Annotated in this window: 20 protein-coding genes and 1 other annotated feature; all 20 genes read left to right on the forward strand. The window is 37.1% G+C overall.

Going from position 1 to position 18,424, the window contains the following annotated elements; genetic code table 11:
• Nucleotides 1-196 precede the first annotated feature (196 nt).
• The 20 genes from Q1B07_RS00820 (at nt 197) to Q1B07_RS00915 (ending at nt 18,323) form a co-directional block, all read left to right on the forward strand.
• Nucleotides 197-988 carry a cell division protein FtsQ/DivIB gene (locus Q1B07_RS00820; protein WP_299086966.1) on the forward strand — a complete coding sequence of 264 codons (792 nt, stop codon included), beginning with the start codon at nt 197-199 and terminating at the stop codon, nt 986-988.
• Nucleotides 978-1,682 (forward strand): DUF881 domain-containing protein, encoded by a 705-nt coding sequence (locus Q1B07_RS00825; RefSeq protein WP_299087128.1) that lies wholly within the window; start codon nt 978-980, stop codon nt 1,680-1,682. The genes Q1B07_RS00820 and Q1B07_RS00825 overlap by 11 nt, the downstream gene beginning before the upstream one ends.
• A 97-nt stretch (nt 1,683-1,779) precedes the next feature.
• The gene (locus Q1B07_RS00830; RefSeq protein WP_299087130.1) at nt 1,780-2,460 is read left to right on the forward strand and encodes a DUF881 domain-containing protein; all 681 of its coding nucleotides are present in this window, start codon (nt 1,780-1,782) and stop codon (nt 2,458-2,460) included.
• A 1-nt stretch (nt 2,461) separates the two neighbouring features.
• Nucleotides 2,462-2,824, forward strand: coding sequence for a small basic family protein (locus Q1B07_RS00835; protein WP_299086968.1), 363 nt, complete (start codon nt 2,462-2,464; stop codon nt 2,822-2,824).
• A gap of 168 nt (nt 2,825-2,992) precedes the next feature.
• Nucleotides 2,993-4,282, forward strand: a complete 1,290-nt coding sequence (gene ftsA / locus Q1B07_RS00840; protein ID WP_299086970.1) for a cell division protein FtsA — start codon at nt 2,993-2,995, stop codon at nt 4,280-4,282.
• Nucleotides 4,283-4,323: 41 nt separating this feature from the next.
• Nucleotides 4,324-5,463, forward strand: coding sequence for a cell division protein FtsZ (gene ftsZ, locus Q1B07_RS00845; protein ID WP_299086972.1), 1,140 nt, complete (start codon nt 4,324-4,326; stop codon nt 5,461-5,463).
• Nucleotides 5,464-6,099: 636 nt separating this feature from the next.
• Nucleotides 6,100-7,032 carry a sigma-E processing peptidase SpoIIGA gene (gene spoIIGA / locus Q1B07_RS00850; protein WP_299086973.1) on the forward strand — a complete coding sequence of 311 codons (933 nt, stop codon included), beginning with the start codon at nt 6,100-6,102 and terminating at the stop codon, nt 7,030-7,032.
• 96 nt (nt 7,033-7,128) lie between these two features.
• Nucleotides 7,129-7,848 carry an RNA polymerase sporulation sigma factor SigE gene (gene sigE / locus Q1B07_RS00855; RefSeq protein WP_046511010.1) on the forward strand — a complete coding sequence of 240 codons (720 nt, stop codon included), beginning with the start codon at nt 7,129-7,131 and terminating at the stop codon, nt 7,846-7,848.
• Between the two features lie 66 nt (nt 7,849-7,914).
• On the forward strand, nt 7,915-8,772 hold the full coding sequence (gene sigG / locus Q1B07_RS00860; protein ID WP_299087132.1) for an RNA polymerase sporulation sigma factor SigG: 858 nt from the start codon (nt 7,915-7,917) through the stop codon (nt 8,770-8,772).
• A gap of 124 nt (nt 8,773-8,896) precedes the next feature.
• Entirely contained in the window at nt 8,897-9,154 is a 258-nt protein-coding gene (locus tag Q1B07_RS00865) for a YlmC/YmxH family sporulation protein (protein ID WP_299086976.1), read from the forward strand.
• A gap of 92 nt (nt 9,155-9,246) precedes the next feature.
• Complete coding sequence (gene pgeF, locus Q1B07_RS00870) at nt 9,247-10,077, forward strand: peptidoglycan editing factor PgeF (RefSeq protein WP_299086977.1); 831 nt, start codon at nt 9,247-9,249, stop codon at nt 10,075-10,077.
• Nucleotides 10,078-10,085: 8 nt separating this feature from the next.
• Nucleotides 10,086-10,772, forward strand: coding sequence for a YggS family pyridoxal phosphate-dependent enzyme (locus Q1B07_RS00875; protein ID WP_299086979.1), 687 nt, complete (start codon nt 10,086-10,088; stop codon nt 10,770-10,772).
• Between the two features lies 1 nt (nt 10,773).
• Complete coding sequence (locus Q1B07_RS00880) at nt 10,774-11,226, forward strand: cell division protein SepF (protein WP_299086981.1); 453 nt, start codon at nt 10,774-10,776, stop codon at nt 11,224-11,226.
• Between the two features lie 6 nt (nt 11,227-11,232).
• Nucleotides 11,233-11,496 carry a YggT family protein gene (locus tag Q1B07_RS00885; RefSeq protein ID WP_299086983.1) on the forward strand — a complete coding sequence of 88 codons (264 nt, stop codon included), beginning with the start codon at nt 11,233-11,235 and terminating at the stop codon, nt 11,494-11,496.
• A 77-nt stretch (nt 11,497-11,573) separates the two neighbouring features.
• Entirely contained in the window at nt 11,574-12,350 is a 777-nt protein-coding gene (locus tag Q1B07_RS00890; protein WP_299086984.1) for an RNA-binding protein, read from the forward strand.
• 98 nt (nt 12,351-12,448) lie between these two features.
• On the forward strand, nt 12,449-12,955 hold the full coding sequence (locus Q1B07_RS00895) for a DivIVA domain-containing protein (protein WP_299086987.1): 507 nt from the start codon (nt 12,449-12,451) through the stop codon (nt 12,953-12,955).
• Between the two features lie 80 nt (nt 12,956-13,035).
• Nucleotides 13,036-13,266: a binding site (T-box leader), on the forward strand.
• A 62-nt stretch (nt 13,267-13,328) separates the two neighbouring features.
• On the forward strand, nt 13,329-16,091 hold the full coding sequence (ileS, locus tag Q1B07_RS00900) for an isoleucine--tRNA ligase (RefSeq protein ID WP_299086989.1): 2,763 nt from the start codon (nt 13,329-13,331) through the stop codon (nt 16,089-16,091).
• 323 nt (nt 16,092-16,414) lie between these two features.
• Nucleotides 16,415-16,738, forward strand: a complete 324-nt coding sequence (locus tag Q1B07_RS00905) for a TraR/DksA family transcriptional regulator (protein ID WP_299087133.1) — start codon at nt 16,415-16,417, stop codon at nt 16,736-16,738.
• A 202-nt stretch (nt 16,739-16,940) separates the two neighbouring features.
• On the forward strand, nt 16,941-17,408 hold the full coding sequence (gene lspA, locus Q1B07_RS00910; RefSeq protein ID WP_299086991.1) for a signal peptidase II: 468 nt from the start codon (nt 16,941-16,943) through the stop codon (nt 17,406-17,408).
• Nucleotides 17,409-18,323, forward strand: a complete 915-nt coding sequence (locus Q1B07_RS00915) for an RluA family pseudouridine synthase (protein ID WP_299086992.1) — start codon at nt 17,409-17,411, stop codon at nt 18,321-18,323. It abuts the gene before it with no gap.
• The last annotated feature ends 101 nt before the right edge of the window (nt 18,324-18,424 follow it).

Below are 18,424 nucleotides of genomic sequence, written 5' to 3' on the forward strand. Positions count from 1 at the left end.
AGGACAAGTCATCAGAAATTAACAATGAACACTCTTCGTTTGTTTTCGAAAAAAAATAACCTGCTCTTATAAAAGTTGTTTTTTTTCGTAATCATATGAGTGCTTTTTGTGTGTTCGAATTAATTTTAGGGAAAAAATGAATTCTTTAAATGAAATGAGAGTTTGCCTAGTGACTGATAGTGTGGGGTGAACAGGATTGGAGAAAAAAGTTGTTTCGTTAGAGGATCGTATACCAAAATTACAGCAACAGAGAAAACAGAAAACGAACCGGAGACTAATTTCTTTTTTATCCGTTTTCTTCCTGCTTATTTTGCTGGTAATTTACTTTCAATCTCCTTTAAGTAAAGTAGCAAGTATTTCAGTTGAAGGAAATAAAACGGTTGAGTCAAAAAAAATCATTGAACTAAGTGGAATTACGACTTCATCAGAATTTTGGAGCGTCAACTCGAAACAAGTAAAAACATCTGTAAAAAGTCTTTTGCAAATTAAAGATGTACAAGTTGAAAAGAAATTGCCGAACCATATTGTTTTACAAGTAGAAGAGCATGAGAGTATTGCCTATATTGAGCGTGACGGTTCCCATTTTCCAATTCTTGAAAATGGCAAGGTATTAAAGGATAAACAGGTTAAAGCACCCGCAGATGCTCCTGTTTTAATCAATTGGGAAAATGACAATGCAATTGAGGTTATGATAGATGAACTAAAAAAGCTGCCGCCAGGTATCTTAAACTCGATCTCTGAAATCCATCATACACCGAAAAAGACTGATCCGTGGTTGATCCATCTATATATGAATGATGGTTATGAAGTCCTCGCTTCTGTTCGTACTTTTTCTAAAAAAATGGACTCTTATCCTGAAATTGTCAGTCAGCTTGATGAAAATAGCCGGGGGATTATTCATCTGGAAGTAGGCTCCTATTTTGAATCATATGAACCTTTAAATGAAGAGGAGGAGGAGAATGAAGTCGAGAATGAAACTGAGGGGTAGATATGTTATTTTATCCCTTGTCCTCCTTGTAGTAGGTTTTTTAATTTCCTATTCATATCAGCTTACAAAAGAAAAAAATCAAGAGCATGTAATATCAGCTGAACAATGGCAAAAAGAGTACGAAATAAGATCCCAGCTCATCAATAACGAAGAAATTAATCGTGAATTACAGAAAGAATTATATGAAAAGCAAGATCAAGTAAAAAAAATAGAGGAATCTCTAAAGGATCAAAAACAAGTTTATTATAATCTTGTTGAAGATGTAGAGAAGTTTCGTATGTATGTTGGTGACCTCCCGGTTGTTGGCGAGGGCGTGGAAGTGACATTGGAGGATGCATCCTATATTCCGGATGGCGAAAATGTTAATAATTATATTGTTCATGAAAGCCATATATTTAATGTTATAAACGAACTGTATATTTCGGGGGCTGATGCGATATCAATTAATGGTCAAAGGTTATCAAGTGATTCCTATATTTATTGTAACGGACCTGTTATAACCGTGGATGGAAATCAATTCCCGGCACCATTCGTTATCTCGGCTATCGGTGATCCCGATGTTTTAATCCCTGCGCTCAATATTGCTGGAGGTATTCTTGATCAACTTGTATATGATAATATTGTTGTTACTGTTGAGAAAAAAGACGAAATCAAAATGAAGCCTTTGTTACAAGAGGACAAGACCTCTTCATAAAATGCGCTAAAAGCCTAGTTAAGAATTTTGGAACAGTCAGGTGGTTGAATTGAAGCAAACGAGCTGGAAAAATGGATTTAGTTTTTCTCTTTTAACAATGATATTTGGTCTAATGCTTGCGATCCAATTTCGAACAATACAAGAGCCTGTTGTGAGAGATACAAGGGATATGTGGCAGCTGAGAGAAGACTTGAAAAAGGAACAGCAGCTTCAGGTTGAACTGCTATCTGAAATTAGGAAATACAATGAGATCATTGAAACTTATGAGGCTGAAAAGAATCAGAATCCTGAAGCAGCTTTAAAGGAAACATTAAATGTTCTCGAAAAAGAGGCAGGCCTTACTGAAGTTACAGGACCAGGTATCATCATTACTATCGACAGTTTATTTTCTGAGGAATTGCTTGGACAACCACTGCAAAGCATTTCTCCTGATTTGTTAAAACGGCTTATAAATGAATTAAATTCATATGATGCCGAAGAAATTTCGATTCAAGGCAGACGTTTAATTAATTCCAGTGTCATTAGAGATATTAACGGCCAGACAAAAATGGATAATTACAGTTTAAATACGTATCCAATCGAAATTAAAGTAATCTCAGAAGATGCCGATAAACTATATAATAGAATGAGTGCGTCAACAACTGACGAAGATTTTGCCATTGATAACCTAAGTCTAACTGTTTCAAAGCCTTTAGAAAACATCACTATTCCTGCTTATGAAGATACAATTCGAGTGAAAAATATGAAGCCATTAGAAACAAAAGAAGGGGGAAAATAACATGTGGCTTCCAATTCTAGGTCTAATACTAGGTGTGTTTTTAGGTTTGGTATCTGAGCTTCGGATTCCCCCTGAATATTCAAATTACTTATCAATAGCGATATTAGCTGCCTTTGATACTCTGTTAGGAGGTATTCGAGCACATCTGCAGGATATATATGATGAAGTTGTCTTTGTTTCAGGCTTTTTCTTTAACATCATTTTAGCTGCAAGTTTAGCTTTTCTCGGTGTACATCTTGGTGTAGACTTATATTTAGTAGCGGTATTTGCCTTTGGGGTTAGATTATTTCAAAATATTGCTGTCATTAGAAGAATCCTAATATCAAAATGGTCTATTTCCAGAGAAAAACTGAAAAAAAATTGAATATTTAAAAGGGAATATTAAGTATTTGACGAATAAACCTAATATGGTGAAAAACAAGTAAATAGTTAAAAAATCATTTTGTTACAAATATGTAAAACTAGATTCATTGTCATGTTGTTCTTAAACGAATAAAATAGAAAGTATTGATAGATGGGGAGGTGCCTTAGAATGAACAGCAATGAATTATTCGTAAGTCTTGACATCGGTACATCCAGTGTTAAAGTAATTATTGGTGAAATGACGAATGATACTTTAAACATTATTGGTGTAGGTAATGTAAAATCAGAAGGATTAAGAAAAGGATCTATAGTTGATATAGATGAAACCGTTCATTCTATAAAAAAAGCTGTTGAACAAGCCGAAAGAATGGTAGGGATCTCCTTAAAAAGAGTTGTTGTCGGTGTTACTGGTAACCATGTACACTTACAAGATTGCCATGGTGTAGTAGCAGTTTCAAGCGAAAATAGGGAGATTTCCAATGAGGATGTTAGAAGAGTTATTGAGGCAGCTCAGGTTGTATCAATTCCACCAGAACGGGAAATTATTGATGTCATCCCAAGACAATTTATTGTTGATGGATTAGATGAAATCAACGACCCTAGAGGAATGCTTGGAGTTCGTCTGGAAATGGAAGGTTCCATCATTACTGGATCGAAGACGATATTACATAATTTGCTGCGTTGTGTAGAGCGTGCAGGCTTAGAAATAACGGATATTTGTTTGCAACCGCAGGCTGCAGGGTCTGTAGCACTGTCTAAGGATGAGAAAAACCTGGGTGTAGCTTTAGTTGACATCGGCGGGGGATCTACAACAATCGCGGTATTTGAACAGAATCATTTAGTGGCAACCAGTGTTCTTCCAGTAGGAGGAGAAAATATTACAAAGGACATTTCAATCGGCCTGCGTACAACTACAGATGAAGCTGAGCGCATTAAAGTCAAATATGGACATGCTTATTATGATCATGCATCAGAAGACGAAGTATTTGAAGTTGCCATCATTGGTTCAGATCAAAAGAGATCTTTTAATCAATTAGAAATAGCTGATATTATTGAAGCAAGACTTGAAGAAATTTACGATATGATTCTTTATGAATTAAAACGGCTTGGTGTCCGTGAACTGCCAGGCGGGTTTGTTCTAACTGGTGGAACTGTTAGGATGCCGGGAGTTCTTGAATTAGGACAAGCAGTCCTTCAAAACAGTGTAAGAATCGCAAGCCCGGATTACATTGGAGTAAGAGAACCTCAATATATGACGGGAGTAGGCTTAATTCAATTTGCGCATAAAAATGCCAAAATTCAAGGCAGAAAGATAGGTTCAAATGTTTCAGTAAATACTGTGGAGGTAGCCGCTGCTAAGGAACCACAGCCACAGCAACAACGTTCAAATCATAAGCAACAACCAGAGGAGAAAAAGGTTAATAAAGTAAAGAAGTTCTTTGGCTACTTCTTTGAATAGTTCACATCAATTAGTCATTTGATGGATTAGGAGGATTTCGCATGTTGGAGTTTGATACAAATATTGACGGCTTAGCTACCATAAAAGTAATCGGGGTAGGTGGCGGTGGTAATAACGCTGTCAATCGAATGATAGAGCATGGAGTTCAAGGTGTTGAATTTATTGCTGTTAATACCGATGCCCAAGCATTAAATTTATCTAAAGCAGAAGTTAAAATGCAAATTGGATCAAAGCTTACCCGTGGATTGGGAGCAGGTGCAAACCCTGAGGTTGGAAAAAAGGCTGCTGAAGAAAGCAGAGAGCAGATTGAAGAAGCATTGCGAGGCGCGGATATGGTATTCGTTACTGCAGGTATGGGAGGCGGAACGGGTACTGGGGCTGCTCCGGTTATCGCACAAATTTCAAAGGATCTCGGTGCATTAACGGTTGGGGTGGTTACAAGACCATTTACTTTCGAAGGCCGTAAACGTGCTATGCAAGCTGCTGGCGGGATTTCTTCAATGAAGGAATCTGTCGATACGCTTATTGTCATCCCAAATGATCGCCTACTTGAAATCGTCGACAAAAACACACCGATGCTTGAAGCATTCAGAGAAGCAGATAATGTATTACGTCAAGGGGTTCAAGGGATCTCTGACTTGATCGCTACACCTGGTTTAATTAACCTTGATTTCGCTGATGTGAAGACGATCATGTCAAATAAAGGTTCAGCTTTGATGGGGATTGGTGTTGCAACTGGCGAAAATCGTGCAGCTGAGGCAGCAAAGAAAGCTATTTCAAGTCCGTTGCTTGAAAAATCAATCGATGGTGCTCAAGGTGTTTTAATGAACATTACTGGTGGTACAAACTTGAGTTTATATGAAGTTCAAGAAGCTGCTGATATTGTGGCCACAGCATCAGATCAAGATGTAAACATGATTTTCGGTTCTGTTATTAACGAAAATCTTAAAGATGAAATTGTTGTTACTGTCATTGCGACTGGATTTACTGAACAAGAGGTTAATCCGCTAAGCCAACAGCCTCGCCAATTTAACACTGGCAATACGGCAAAGGCTATGCCAAAACGTGAAATGAAGCGGGAAGAACCAGTTCAAGAAACCTCATCTCGCAATAATGTTCAACAAGTCGATGATGCATTAGATATCCCGACATTCTTAAGAAATCGAAACAAACGTCGATAAAAAATTATCATGTAAGAAAAAAGAGTGCAGATCATACGATTTATGCACTCTTTTTTATTTATCTTTACTGGTTTAAAACCTCATTGATAGAAGTCTCACTAACCATCAATGGGATAAAGCCCCCAATAATGGAAGACTCACTTTATCCCATCTTAACGGGCAGTAAACAAGTAAATCTAAGAATAATAAGTAGTGGATAACTGCCCGTAAAGATCCGATAAGTCTCGCTAACCATCAATGGGATAAAGCCCCCAATAATGGAAGTCTCACTTTAACCCTTTCTTTAATAGTGAACGTTACTATTCTACTTGTAAGGCCTCTTACAATTCGTTTTTTTCTTCTAAAAACTCGACAAAAATTCTAATAATCTATCAAAAATTCTTACATTTTCTCGGCAGTAAGTGACAGACTTCCTATCAATGAAGATTTATACTAGTGGCTATAGGTCATCATCTATTTCAGTTAATAATGGGCTAAGTAATAGGATGAAGAGGATAGATTTCACTTTATCCCAATCTTAACGGGCAGTAAACTTCCACTTTAAGATTGAGGTAAGCTAAGAAGATAAATGGGGGATGAAGAATATTCCGCACTTTTGAGAAGCCTCGCTTTATACCAGAGGGGAAGGAGTAGAGAATGTCTATTTACTTAGACGTTATTTGGTTTTTAAACTTTTCCTTTGATTTGTTTCTGCTTCTTTTAACAGCTATTGCATTGAAAAGGAAAATTTTTAAGCTGCGAATTATTCTTGCAGCCCTTTTAGGTTCAAGCATAGTCCTGATGATGTTTTCACCATTTGCGTTTATGGCGACACATCCGCTAGGAAAAATGGTCATTTCCATGATGATGGTGGTCATAGCCTTTGGTTTTAAACGGTTTCGCTTTTTTTTTCAAAGCTTGCTAACCTTTTATTTTGTAACATTTTTGGTTGGTGGTGGTATGATTGGCGCCCATTATTTTTTACAAGCAGAAATGGAATATTTAGATGGGCTATTCATGACAAATTCTTCAGGTTTTGGACATCCAATAAGCTGGCTGTTCGTACTAATCGGTTTCCCGATTATGTGGTTGTTTTCAAGGAATCGCCTTGAGGGTCTTGAAGCCAAAAAGATTCATTTCGACCAAATGGTAACTGTTACGATAAGTGTAGATTCAACCCAGTTTACGTTAAACGGTCTGGTTGATAGCGGGAACCAGCTTTATGATCCAATCACAAGAAGCCCGGTTATGATTATTGATACGTTAAAGGCTAAGGACTATCTACCAGATCAGCTTGTAAATCAAGCCCTTCAGCAGGATGTCATGAAATCATTAAGTGAGAGCGGTAATGAAGGTCATCCTTGGGAACATCGTGTCCGAATTATTCCTTATCGCGTTGTAGGTAGTGAAAATCAGTTTTTATTAGGCTTTAAACCTGATGAAGTGTGGATCGAGACAAAAAATGAAAAAATTAAGGTACATAAAACAATTGTTGGCTTAAACCGTACAACCTTGTCTTCCGAAAATGAATATGAATGTATAGTCCATCCGAAAATGCTACAGGGTCAACCAATTGAGCATGTATCTTAATGCATATCCTTGTTTTATAGACTAAAGTTGATATTCAGCAAAAATTTGGTTACTTCTATTTTACTCTGTTTCTTTTATTTTAGAAGGGGGAGGAACATGAAAAAACTTAAATTACACCTTACTTACTTATGGTATAAACTATTAATCAAGCTAGGAATCAAAACTGATGAGGTATATTACATCGGAGGCAGTGAAGCATTGCCCCCACCCCTCTCAAAGGAAGAAGAAGAACTTTTGCTACAAAAGCTGCCTTCTGGAGATCAGGCAGCCAGATCAATCCTAATTGAACGAAACTTACGTCTTGTGGTCTATATTGCCCGCAAATTTGAAAATACTGGTATTAATATTGAAGATTTGATAAGCATTGGAACCATCGGTTTAATAAAAGCGGTTAATACCTTTAATCCAGAAAAGAAGATCAAGCTTGCTACATATGCTTCAAGATGTATCGAAAATGAAATTCTCATGTATTTGCGAAGAAACAATAAATTGCGCTCAGAGGTATCCTTTGATGAACCGTTAAATATTGATTGGGATGGAAACGAATTGCTTTTATCCGATGTGTTAGGCACCGAAGACGACATTATAACAAAGGATCTTGAAGCAAATGTGGATCGTAAATTATTAATGAAAGCTCTGCAGCAGTTAAATGACCGCGAAAAACAAATTATGGAGCTTCGCTTTGGTCTACAGGGCGGAGAAGAAAAGACGCAAAAAGATGTTGCTGATATGCTTGGCATTTCCCAATCCTATATTTCTAGGCTTGAAAAGAGAATTATTAAAAGATTACAAAAAGAATTTAATAAAATGGTTTAAAAAATTTTTTTCATTTAAAAATCCCTTATTTTATCAAATAAAATGAGCATATCATTCCTTCCTGACATGATTAGCTTGTGCATATTTTTTCCACTCAAGGAGATACTTAACACTGTACAGCAGCTCCTGTTAGGAGGGAAAGATGTGACAAGAAATAAAGTCGAAATTTGTGGAGTAGACACCTCAAAACTTCCAGTTCTTAAAAACGAGAAAATGAGAGAGCTATTTAAACAAATGCAAAATGGAGACTTATCAGCAAGAGAAGAGCTGGTGAACGGCAACTTAAGATTGGTACTCAGTGTAATCCAGCGTTTTAACAACAGAGGAGAATTTGTTGACGATTTGTTTCAAGTTGGCTGTATTGGATTAATGAAATCAATCGATAATTTTGACTTAGGCCAGAATGTCAAATTTTCAACATATGCTGTACCAATGATTATCGGAGAAATTCGTAGATATTTAAGGGATAATAATCCTATTCGTGTCTCCCGGTCACTTCGAGATATTGCTTATAAGGCTCTCCAGGTTAGAGAACGTCTTATGAGTGAAACATCAAGGGAACCGACTGCTGAAGAAATCTCAAGAGTACTGGAAGTTCCGCATGAAGAGATTGTTTTTGCTCTTGATGCCATTCAGGATCCTGTTTCATTATTTGAACCCATTTATAATGATGGAGGAGACCCAATTTTTGTTATGGACCAATTAAGCGATGAGAAAAATCGCGATATCCAATGGATTGAAGAATTGGCCTTAAAAGAAGGAATGAGACGTCTTAATAGTCGAGAAAAACTAATTCTCAGGAAACGATTTTTTCAAGGGAAAACGCAAATGGAGGTCGCTGAAGAAATCGGTATTTCCCAAGCACAAGTATCTCGATTAGAAAAAGCCGCAATTAAACAAATGAATAAAAATATTCAAAACTAAGGCTGCTCAATATGAGTAGTCTTTTTCATTATAAATGAAAAAATATTTCTATTCGATTGAATAGTTTATCCTCCACACTACATAGATATGTAATAGAGTGTCGTTATAAGGGACAGGAGGCGTTATGATGTATATTTCAGAATTTCAGTCAAAAGATGTTGTAAATGTGTCCGATGGGAAAAAGCTTGGAAATATCGATGATTTTGATATCAATGTGACAAATGGGAAAATTCAAGCGATTATTATTAATGGTCATGGGAAAATGTTAGGTTTTTTTGGAAAAGACGAGGAATTCGTCATTCCATGGCGAAATATAGTGAAGATAGGGGAAGATGTTATTCTAGTAAGAATAAATCGACAAATTGAGGGAGTAGATGAATAATTTGTCATTCAAACTAACCCTAATCGATAAGATGTGGTAAAATAAGTGCGAAACAATGTTTTTAAATATCGTAAATAAAGGATTGAATGATAATGGCAGCAGAACCTTTTCAACAAAAAGATACAGCATTTTTATCACTGCCCCAGTGGGATAATCTTATAAAAGGTCTCACCGTTGGATTTACCATAAAATCTGGCGGCGTCAGCAGTGATGCATACTCAACTTTAAATCTTGGATTGCATGTGCAGGACCAGCCGGAAAAGGTTGTCCAAAACAGAGAGATTTTAGCATCAAAACTCTCCTTTCCAACAAAGAATTGGGTATTTGCTGAACAAATTCACTCCACTCATATTGAAAAAGTATCCATACAGGATCGTGGAAGAGGCTTAACAGCATATAAAGATGGTCTTTCAGGCTCTGATGGATTATATACTAAAGATGATGGGGTAATGCTGTCATTATGTTTTGCCGATTGTGTCCCGCTTTATTTTATAGCCCCCGAAAAACATTTAATTGGTCTTGCCCATGCCGGCTGGAAGGGAACCGTAAATGATATTGGCGGAGAAATGGTTAGAAAATGGATCAATGAAGAAGATGCCGATCCCAAGAACATTAAAGTGGCGATTGGACCTGCAATTGGTCATTGCTGCTACATAGTGGATGATAAGGTGATTTCTGCATTTAACAAAATTGTTATCAAGAAGTATTCTGTTCCATATCGCTCAGTTTCCGATGGACAATATACATTAGATTTAAAACAGCTTAACAAATACTTGCTTCTTGAATCTGGAGTAAAGGAAGAAAACATTACGATTTCACAGCAATGTACAAGCTGTGAAAATGACCTGTTTTTCTCACACCGGCGTGATGCCGGAAAAACAGGACGAATGTTAAGCTTTATCGGCATTAATAAGGAGGCTTAACTTAAGTCATGAACGTTCAGGAAAATTATCTAACAATCAGGGAAAACATCAAAAGGATATGTAATTGTATTGGACGAAACCCGGAAGACATTAAAGTCATCGCAGTGACGAAGTATGTAAGCATTGAACGGGCAAAAGAAGCAATTGCTGCAGGTGTCCATCATTTGGGTGAAAACCGCGATGAAGGACTTCAGGCAAAATTTCAGGAAATTAAAGATACAGCAATTTGGCATTTTATTGGTACCCTGCAAACGAGAAAGGTGAAAAGCATTATTGATAAGGTAGAATACATCCATTCATTGGATCGTCTTTCCCTTGCAAAAGAAATTGATAAACGTGCAACAAAGCCGATCAAGTGCTTTATTCAAGTAAATGTTTCTGGAGAAGAATCAAAGCATGGCTGTTCACCTGAAGAGGTCATCGATTTTGTAAAGGGATTGGAAGCTTATCAAAACATTAAGGTTGTTGGCTTAATGACGATGGCACCCTTTACAGATGATCAACAACTAATTCGTACATGCTTTAAAAGGCTAAAAATGATCCAGCAAGAGGTACAAGCATTAAAGATTTCTACTGCACCTTGCCATGAACTGTCTATGGGAATGTCCAATGATTATGAAATTGCAATTGAAGAAGGGGCAACTTTTATTCGTATTGGTACATCACTTGTTGGTAATGAAAACGGAGGTGTTTAAGATGTCACTTAAAAATAGATTTAAAAGTTTTTTTGCATTGGAAGATGAAGAGTATGAATATGTTGAGAGTGAGGAACAACAGCAGCAGCCTGAATACGAGGAGCAGCCGCAAATTCCTCATAAATCTCAGTCGCATGCGCCAAAACAAAATGTTGTAAGTTTGCAAAGTGTGCAAAAATCCTCTAAAGTTATTCTATGTGAACCAAGGGTCTATGCGGAGGCACAAGAAATAGCCGATCAGCTAAAAAATCGTCGGGCCGTTGTTGTTAACCTTCAAAGTATTCAGCGGGATCAAGCGAAGCGAATCGTTGACTTTTTAAGTGGTACTGTTTATGCAATCGGCGGTGATATTCAGCGGATCGGGATGAATATCTTTTTATGTACACCTGATAATGTAGATGTCTCAGGATCGATTTCTGAGCTGGTATCAGACGAAGAACATCAAAGGTGGTAATCACGAATGGACATTTTATATAGTGTAATCAGAACATTACTAACGTTTTACTCGTATGCAATTATTGTATACATATTACTTTCTTGGTTCCCGGGTGCTAGAGAATCTGGTTTTGGGCAATTTTTAGCTAAAATATGTGAACCATATTTAGAACCATTTCGCAAAATAATACCTCCATTAGGAATGATTGATATTTCTCCAATAGTGGCCATTTTAGCATTGCGTTTTGCTGAATACGGAGTTGCATCACTCTTTACAATGATTGGCTAGGGACAACGTTTTCGTCCCTCTTTTTGTTTTAGATCATCTTTATGTCTTATACGAATGAGCTTACTGGAGTTGTGATGATGGACCATATTTATCAGCATTTTCGGGGTGAAGAACGCCATTTTATCGATCAAGTTTTGGAATGGAGGGAAAGCGTTCTTGATCATTATCACCCGAAGCTAACCGACTTTTTAGATCCAAGAGAGCAAGAAATTGTTGCTTCTGTAATTGGTGAAAATTCAGATGTGAAAGTTTCATTTTCAGGGGGCAGTGATGATACAGAACGGAAACGAGCGTTATTGTATCCGGATTATTTCCAGCCGGAACTTGAGGACTTTAAGTTAACCGTATTTGAGGTGCAGTATCCTAGTAAATTTATTACCCTGCAACATAGGCAAGTTCTTGGTTCACTAATGAGTCTTGGCTTAAAGCGTTCAAAATTTGGCGATATCCGTTTTTCTGAATCAATTGTCCAATTTGTTAGTGCAAGTGAAGTGGCAGATTATATAAAAGCGAATTTTCAAGAGGTAGGCCGTGCAAAAATCAGCTTGAAAGTAATCTCAATGAACGAATTCATTCCTCATGTTGAAGACGTTCACGAGCTAGTCACGACGGTTTCATCATTACGTCTCGATGTTGTATGCTCAGCAATCTACAATCTCTCACGTCAAAAAATACAACCGTTGATTGCAAATGGATTGGTGAAAGTGAATTGGAAAACTGTTGATTCCGTATCTTTTGAATGCCGTTTAGGTGATACACTGTCTGTTCGCGGATATGGGCGCAGCAAATTGCTGGCTATTGAAGGGAAAACAAAGAAGGATAAGTGGAGGATCGTTGTACATAAACAAAAATAATTTTAAGGTTTTAGCAGGATTTTCAACAAAGCTGTCGAAATATGATTTATAATGTTGTCAATGATTAACTATTTAACTACATATTGGAGGTGGCATCCATGCCTTTAACACCATTAGATATCCATAATAAGGAGTTTAGTAAAGGATTTCGTGGATATGATGAAGACGAAGTAAATGAATTCTTGGATCAAGTGATAAAAGATTATGAAATGATTATCCGCGAAAAGAAAGAACTTGAATCTCGCGTATCAGAGCTAACTGAAAAATTAGGTCACTTTACAAATATTGAAGAGACATTGAATAAATCGATCATTATTGCTCAAGAAGCAGGTGAAGACGTAAAGCGGAATGCCCAAAAAGAATCCAAGCTCATCATTAAAGAGGCAGAAAAAAACGCTGACCGAATTATTAATGAAGCATTAGCTAAATCTCGAAAAATCGCCATGGAAATTGAAGAACTTAAAAAACAATCAAAAGTTTTTCGAACTCGTTTTCAAATGCTAATTGAAGCACAGCTTGATCTTCTAAAAAATGATGATTGGGATCATTTATTGGAATATGAAGTTGAGCCAATTTTCGGTGAAGCAGAAGAAATGAAAAGCTAGACTTGACTTTTTGAATTTTATTCGCATATAATACGGAAACGTAGACTATTTTAAAAATCAATAATCTTTACAAAACGTTATATCAAACGGTGAAAGGGATAGTATTCCTTTATAACCTTATTTAGCGAATCGAGGATGGTGGAAGCTCGATATAAGGCAAAGGATGAAGATCACCCTTGAGTTCCATGCTGAACATCTTTAGATCAATAAGCAATGGCGAATCATTCACGTTACGAATGTAGAGTGGATTAATAGCATAGGCCATTAATCTAATAGGGTGGTACCGCGAGATAAACCTTCTCGTCCCTTGTGGGATGAGAAGGTTTTTTGTGTTTTGTGATAACTTTTAATCATGAATGCAGGAGGAATGAACATGGATTATAAAGATACCTTGCTTATGCCAAAAACTGAATTTCCAATGCGAGGAAATCTCCCGAACAGAGAACCAATCATGCAAGAAAAATGGGAGAAAATGAATATTTACGAAAAAGTACAGGAACGTACGAAAGATCGGCCTTTATTTGTTTTACATGATGGCCCCCCTTACGCAAATGGCGATATTCATATGGGGCATGCTTTAAACAAAATTTTAAAGGATTTTATCGTTCGCTATAAATCAATGAGCGGTTTTTGTGCTCCATATGTTCCTGGATGGGATACACATGGTCTTCCAATTGAAACAGCTCTTACGAAAAACAAAAAAGTAAATCGAAAAGAAATGACTGTTGCTGAGTTCCGTAAGCTTTGTGAAGAATATGCTTGGGAGCAGATCAATGGACAGCGCGAGCAATTCAAACGTTTAGGTGTGCGCGGTGATTGGGATAATCCTTATGTTACATTAAAGCCCGAATATGAAGCCCAGCAAATCAAAGTATTCGGAGAGATGGCCAAAAAAGGCTATATCTATAAAGGGCTAAAACCAGTATACTGGTCACCTTCAAGTGAATCTGCTCTTGCCGAGGCCGAAATTGAATACGCTGATAAGCGCTCACCATCTATTTATGTCGCATTCCCTGTCAAGGATGGTAAAGGTGTATTAACAAATGATGAAAAAATCGTCATCTGGACGACAACTCCTTGGACTATTCCAGCAAACCTAGGAATTTCCGTTCATCCTGAATTAGAATATAGTGTTATTGCTGTAGACGGCGAGAAATACGTTGTTGCTTCTGCATTAGTAGAATCTGTAGTAAATACAATTGGTTGGGAGAATTATCAGGTAGATCGAACTTTAAAAGGCGCTGAGCTTGACCGTATCGTTGCTAAGCATCCAATCTATGATCGGGATTCTCTTGTTATGCTTGGTGAACATGTTACAAGTGATGGCGGTACAGGTTGTGTTCATACAGCTCCAGGTCATGGTGAAGATGACTTTATCATCGGGCAGCAATATGGCTTAGATGTATTATGTCCTGTTGATGAAAAAGGGTATATGACGAAAGAAGCAGTTGGTTTTGAAGGATTATTCTATGATGAAGCCAACAAGCCAATTACCGAAAAATTGCAAGAGGTTGGAGCATTATTAAAGCTTCAATTTATTACACACTCCTATCCGCATGATTGGAGAACGAAAAAGCCGACAATCTTCCGTGCAACTGCACAATGGTTTGCATCGATTAAAGATTTCCGTGAGGATTTATTAACAGCTGTGAAGGAAACAAAATGGGTGCCGGCATGGGGAGAAACAAGACTATATAATATGGTACGGGATCGCGGAGACTGGTGTATTTCACGTCAGCGCGCATGGGGTGTGCCAATTCCGGTCTTTTATGCTGAAAATGGAGATCCAATTATTACGGATGAAACGATTGAACATGTTTCGAATTTATTCCGTGAATTTGGTTCAAATGTTTGGTTTGAACGGGAAGCTAAAGATCTACTTCCAGATGGCTTTACCCATGAAGGAAGTCCAAACGGTATATTTACAAAAGAAAATGATATCATGGATGTTTGGTTTGATTCAGGCTCTTCACACCAAGCTGTTTTATTTGAAAGAGAGGATCTGCAAAGACCTGCTGATTTATATCTAGAGGGTTCTGACCAATATCGCGGCTGGTTTAACTCTTCCTTATCAACCGCTGTTGCTGTAACAGGTAAAGCACCATATAAAGGTGTATTAAGTCACGGCTTTGCTCTTGATGGCGAAGGACGTAAAATGAGTAAATCACTAGGAAATGTTGTTGTGCCTGCAAAAGTCATGAAACAACTTGGCGGAGATATTCTGCGTTTATGGGTTGCATCTGTTGACTATCAAGCAGATGTTAGGGTATCAGATGCAATTTTAAAACAAGTAGCTGAAGTGTATCGTAAAATCCGTAACACATTCCGTTTCTTGATCGGTAATCTTGCTGATTTTGATCCAGCTCAAGATACCGTAAGCCTTGAAGGGCTTCGAGATGTTGACCGCTACATGCTTGTTAAGCTTAATAAGCTGACAAAACGTGTAAAAGATGCTTATGACCAATATGAATTTGCGGCAATTTACCATGCTGTTCATAACTTCTGTACCATTGAATTAAGTTCATTTTATTTAGATTTCGCAAAAGATGTTCTCTATATCGAGTCTAAAGATAATCAAGAGCGTCGTGCTATTCAAACCGTTTTATATGAAACATTGCTTTCATTAGTAAAATTAGTTGCCCCAATTCTTCCGCATACGGCTGATGAAGTTTGGGAGCATATTGATTCTGTAACAGAAGAAAGTGTTCAATTAGTTGATATGCCAGAGGTTAAGCAATATCCTCAAGAAGAGGAGCTGGAAGCGAAATGGGATGCATTTCTGTCATTACGTGATGATGTTTTAAAGGCATTAGAGGTTTCTCGTAATGAAAAAGTGATTGGTAAATCGCTAACTGCAAGTATTTCGCTTTATCCAAATGCTAAAGCGAAAGCATTACTTGATTCAGTTGATGAAGATTTAAAGCAGTTATTTATCGTTTCAGGCTTTGAAATTGCTGGCGATTACGATGCTGCTCCTGAAAAAGCACAGGTATTTGAAACAGTTAAAATCGTGATTACACAAGCCGAAGGTGAAACGTGTGAACGCTGCTGGATTGTTACTCCTGAAGTAGGTTCAGTAGCTGAACATCCGACACTTTGTCAGCGTTGTGCTGGTATTGTGAAGGATCATTATTAATTAATTTGTATTTGTGAGGGACTGACCCCAGAAGAGTGTAGTGCTAATTATTTTAGTCTACCCTTTTTAGGGGGCAGTTTTTTGCTTTTTACTTAATATGTGCCTATTTTTTAAAAATATGGTTTAACGGACAAAAAGTGTGGGGTAAAAATTAGCATTGATAATAAAGCTGTTATTATACCTTAACATCCATTTCAACTAGAGGAAAATTCTTAACAGGGTGAGGTTGTATTTATCAGGTTAAACTATTTGTACAACATGAGAAGGATAAGGAGTTGTCCATCTTGAATAAATTTTTTGGAATCCGTTATGAATTGCAAGTGATGAGAGAAGAACTGCGAGCACGATTATTTGAGCACAGTTTGTTTGATGCTGCTTGTGATGATCATCAAGGGAAAGATCAGACTTTGATGCATCATATAAAAGAGGAACTTCAAGATGTAGAACGTGCCTTAATGAAGATCGATAAAGGAATTTATGGGTACTGCGAAGAAACGGGTGAAGAAATTCCATTTGAAAAATTAAGGATACTCCCAACAGCTAGAACAAAATATGATTTCTTTTTCCAGGAATTGTATGAGCGTAAATCTCTCCCACAATTTGATTATACGCCATATGAAACATATATGAGCGGCAGTGAATATTAACAAATTTTACTCCCGGATATAAATGACTTAAATTTTCTTCAATTAAAAGGAGGAGTTTAAGTCTTTCTTTTTGCGTTTAACGAAATGTTGTTTCAGGTGCTGGTGCAGTCTTTACTAGTGCTTTAAACATTATTATATGGTACAATTCAAAAGGACAAAAACGCAAAATGAAGAGAAAAAGCAAGAAGTTGGGGGGACAGTTGTGTTTTATTATCTTATTGCAGCAATTATAATTGTAATTGACCAAATAACAAAATGGCTAATTGTTAAAAAGATGGAGCTTGGCGAAAGCATTACGGTTATTGAGAACTTTTTATATATTACATCACATCGTAACCGGGGAGCTGCCTGGGGAATCTTGCAAGGACAAATGTGGTTCTTTTATATTATAACAACGATCGTCATTATTGGGATTGTTTATTATATTCAAAAATATATGAAGAAAAATAAGGTAATGGGCGTTGCGCTTGGATTAATGCTGGGCGGTGCAATTGGTAATTTCATTGACCGTTTATTCCGTAAAGAAGTTGTCGATTTTATTAATACATATATCTTTACCTATGACTTCCCAATTTTTAATGTGGCTGATTCATCATTATGTATTGGAGTTGTCTTGTTATTTATTCATATGTTGTTTTTTGAAGGGAAACAAGAGAAGGAGCAGGCATAAATGGACATCGTTGAATTACTAGTAAGTGAAGAGCATCAAAATGAACGAATTGATAAGTACTTATCATCCTATAATGAAGAATGGTCTCGTACTCAAGTGCAGCTCTGGATAAAAGAAGGTGCTGTGAAAGTAAATGAGCAAACAGTTAAAACCAATTATAAATGTCAGCTTCATGATAAAATTGTCATTGAAATACCAGAGCCAGAGCCTTTAGACGTTGTTGCTGAAGAAATGGATCTTGATATTTATTATGAAGACCAGGATGTTCTAGTCGTGAATAAACCGAAAGGGATGGTTGTTCATCCTGCTCCGGGACATATGAGCGGTACGCTTGTGAATGGTTTAATGGCTCATTGTCAAGATCTTTCCGGTATTAATGGTGTGTTAAGACCAGGAATTGTTCACCGAATTGACAAGGACACGTCAGGGCTATTAATGGTGGCAAAAAATGATATGGCACATGAATCATTAGTCGAACAGCTTGTCAATAAAACGGTAACAAGAAGATATAAAGCAATCGTTCACGGCAGCATCCCCCATGATCACGGAACAATCAACGCTCCGATTGGCCGTGATAAAATGGACCGACAAAGTATGACCGTCACAAATGAAAGCAGTAAAGAAGCGGTTACTCATTTTCACGTATTAGAACGATTTGAAAACTATACATTTGTAGAATGTCAGCTTGAAACTGGGAGAACCCATCAAATTCGCGTACACATGAAATATATTGGGTATCCATTAGTCGGGGATCCAAAATATGGTCCGAAAAAGACTCTTTCTATTAATGGACAGGCATTACATGCTGGCATTTTAGGTTTCGAGCATCCGCGTACGAAGGAGTATCTTGAATTTGAAGCACCGCTTCCAGAGCAATTTGAAGATGTATTAAATCAATTAAGAAATAATCGTTGACACATTTCTACATGTTTGTCATAATAAATTTAACTTAATCAGAACCTTTAACACAGTCCCGTGAGGCTGAGAAGGAAAACGGAAAAGTTGACTATGCTTAG

The organism is uncultured Metabacillus sp., assembly GCF_947503125.1.
GTDB lineage: Bacteria > Bacillota > Bacilli > Bacillales > Bacillaceae > Metabacillus.

Excerpts from the sequence above, each read along its gene's own strand:
- Q1B07_RS00830 (WP_299087130.1), top strand. The coding sequence starts at position 1,780 with ATGATATTTGGTCTAATGCTTGCGATCCAATTTCGAACAATACAAGAG.
- Q1B07_RS00835 (WP_299086968.1), top strand. The coding sequence starts at position 2,462 with ATGTGGCTTCCAATTCTAGGTCTAATACTAGGTGTGTTTTTAGGTTTG.
- ftsA (WP_299086970.1), top strand. The coding sequence starts at position 2,993 with ATGAACAGCAATGAATTATTCGTAAGTCTTGACATCGGTACATCCAGT.
- ftsZ (WP_299086972.1), top strand. The coding sequence starts at position 4,324 with ATGTTGGAGTTTGATACAAATATTGACGGCTTAGCTACCATAAAAGTA.
- spoIIGA (WP_299086973.1), top strand. The coding sequence starts at position 6,100 with ATGTCTATTTACTTAGACGTTATTTGGTTTTTAAACTTTTCCTTTGAT.
- sigE (WP_046511010.1), top strand. The coding sequence starts at position 7,129 with ATGAAAAAACTTAAATTACACCTTACTTACTTATGGTATAAACTATTA.
- sigG (WP_299087132.1), top strand. The coding sequence starts at position 7,915 with ATGATTAGCTTGTGCATATTTTTTCCACTCAAGGAGATACTTAACACT.
- Q1B07_RS00865 (WP_299086976.1), top strand. The coding sequence starts at position 8,897 with ATGATGTATATTTCAGAATTTCAGTCAAAAGATGTTGTAAATGTGTCC.
- pgeF (WP_299086977.1), top strand. The coding sequence starts at position 9,247 with ATGGCAGCAGAACCTTTTCAACAAAAAGATACAGCATTTTTATCACTG.
- Q1B07_RS00875 (WP_299086979.1), top strand. The coding sequence starts at position 10,086 with ATGAACGTTCAGGAAAATTATCTAACAATCAGGGAAAACATCAAAAGG.
- Q1B07_RS00880 (WP_299086981.1), top strand. The coding sequence starts at position 10,774 with ATGTCACTTAAAAATAGATTTAAAAGTTTTTTTGCATTGGAAGATGAA.
- Q1B07_RS00885 (WP_299086983.1), top strand. The coding sequence starts at position 11,233 with ATGGACATTTTATATAGTGTAATCAGAACATTACTAACGTTTTACTCG.
- Q1B07_RS00890 (WP_299086984.1), top strand. The coding sequence starts at position 11,574 with ATGGACCATATTTATCAGCATTTTCGGGGTGAAGAACGCCATTTTATC.
- Q1B07_RS00895 (WP_299086987.1), top strand. The coding sequence starts at position 12,449 with ATGCCTTTAACACCATTAGATATCCATAATAAGGAGTTTAGTAAAGGA.
- ileS (WP_299086989.1), top strand. The coding sequence starts at position 13,329 with ATGGATTATAAAGATACCTTGCTTATGCCAAAAACTGAATTTCCAATG.
- Q1B07_RS00905 (WP_299087133.1), top strand. The coding sequence starts at position 16,415 with ATGAGAGAAGAACTGCGAGCACGATTATTTGAGCACAGTTTGTTTGAT.
- Q1B07_RS00915 (WP_299086992.1), top strand. The coding sequence starts at position 17,409 with ATGGACATCGTTGAATTACTAGTAAGTGAAGAGCATCAAAATGAACGA.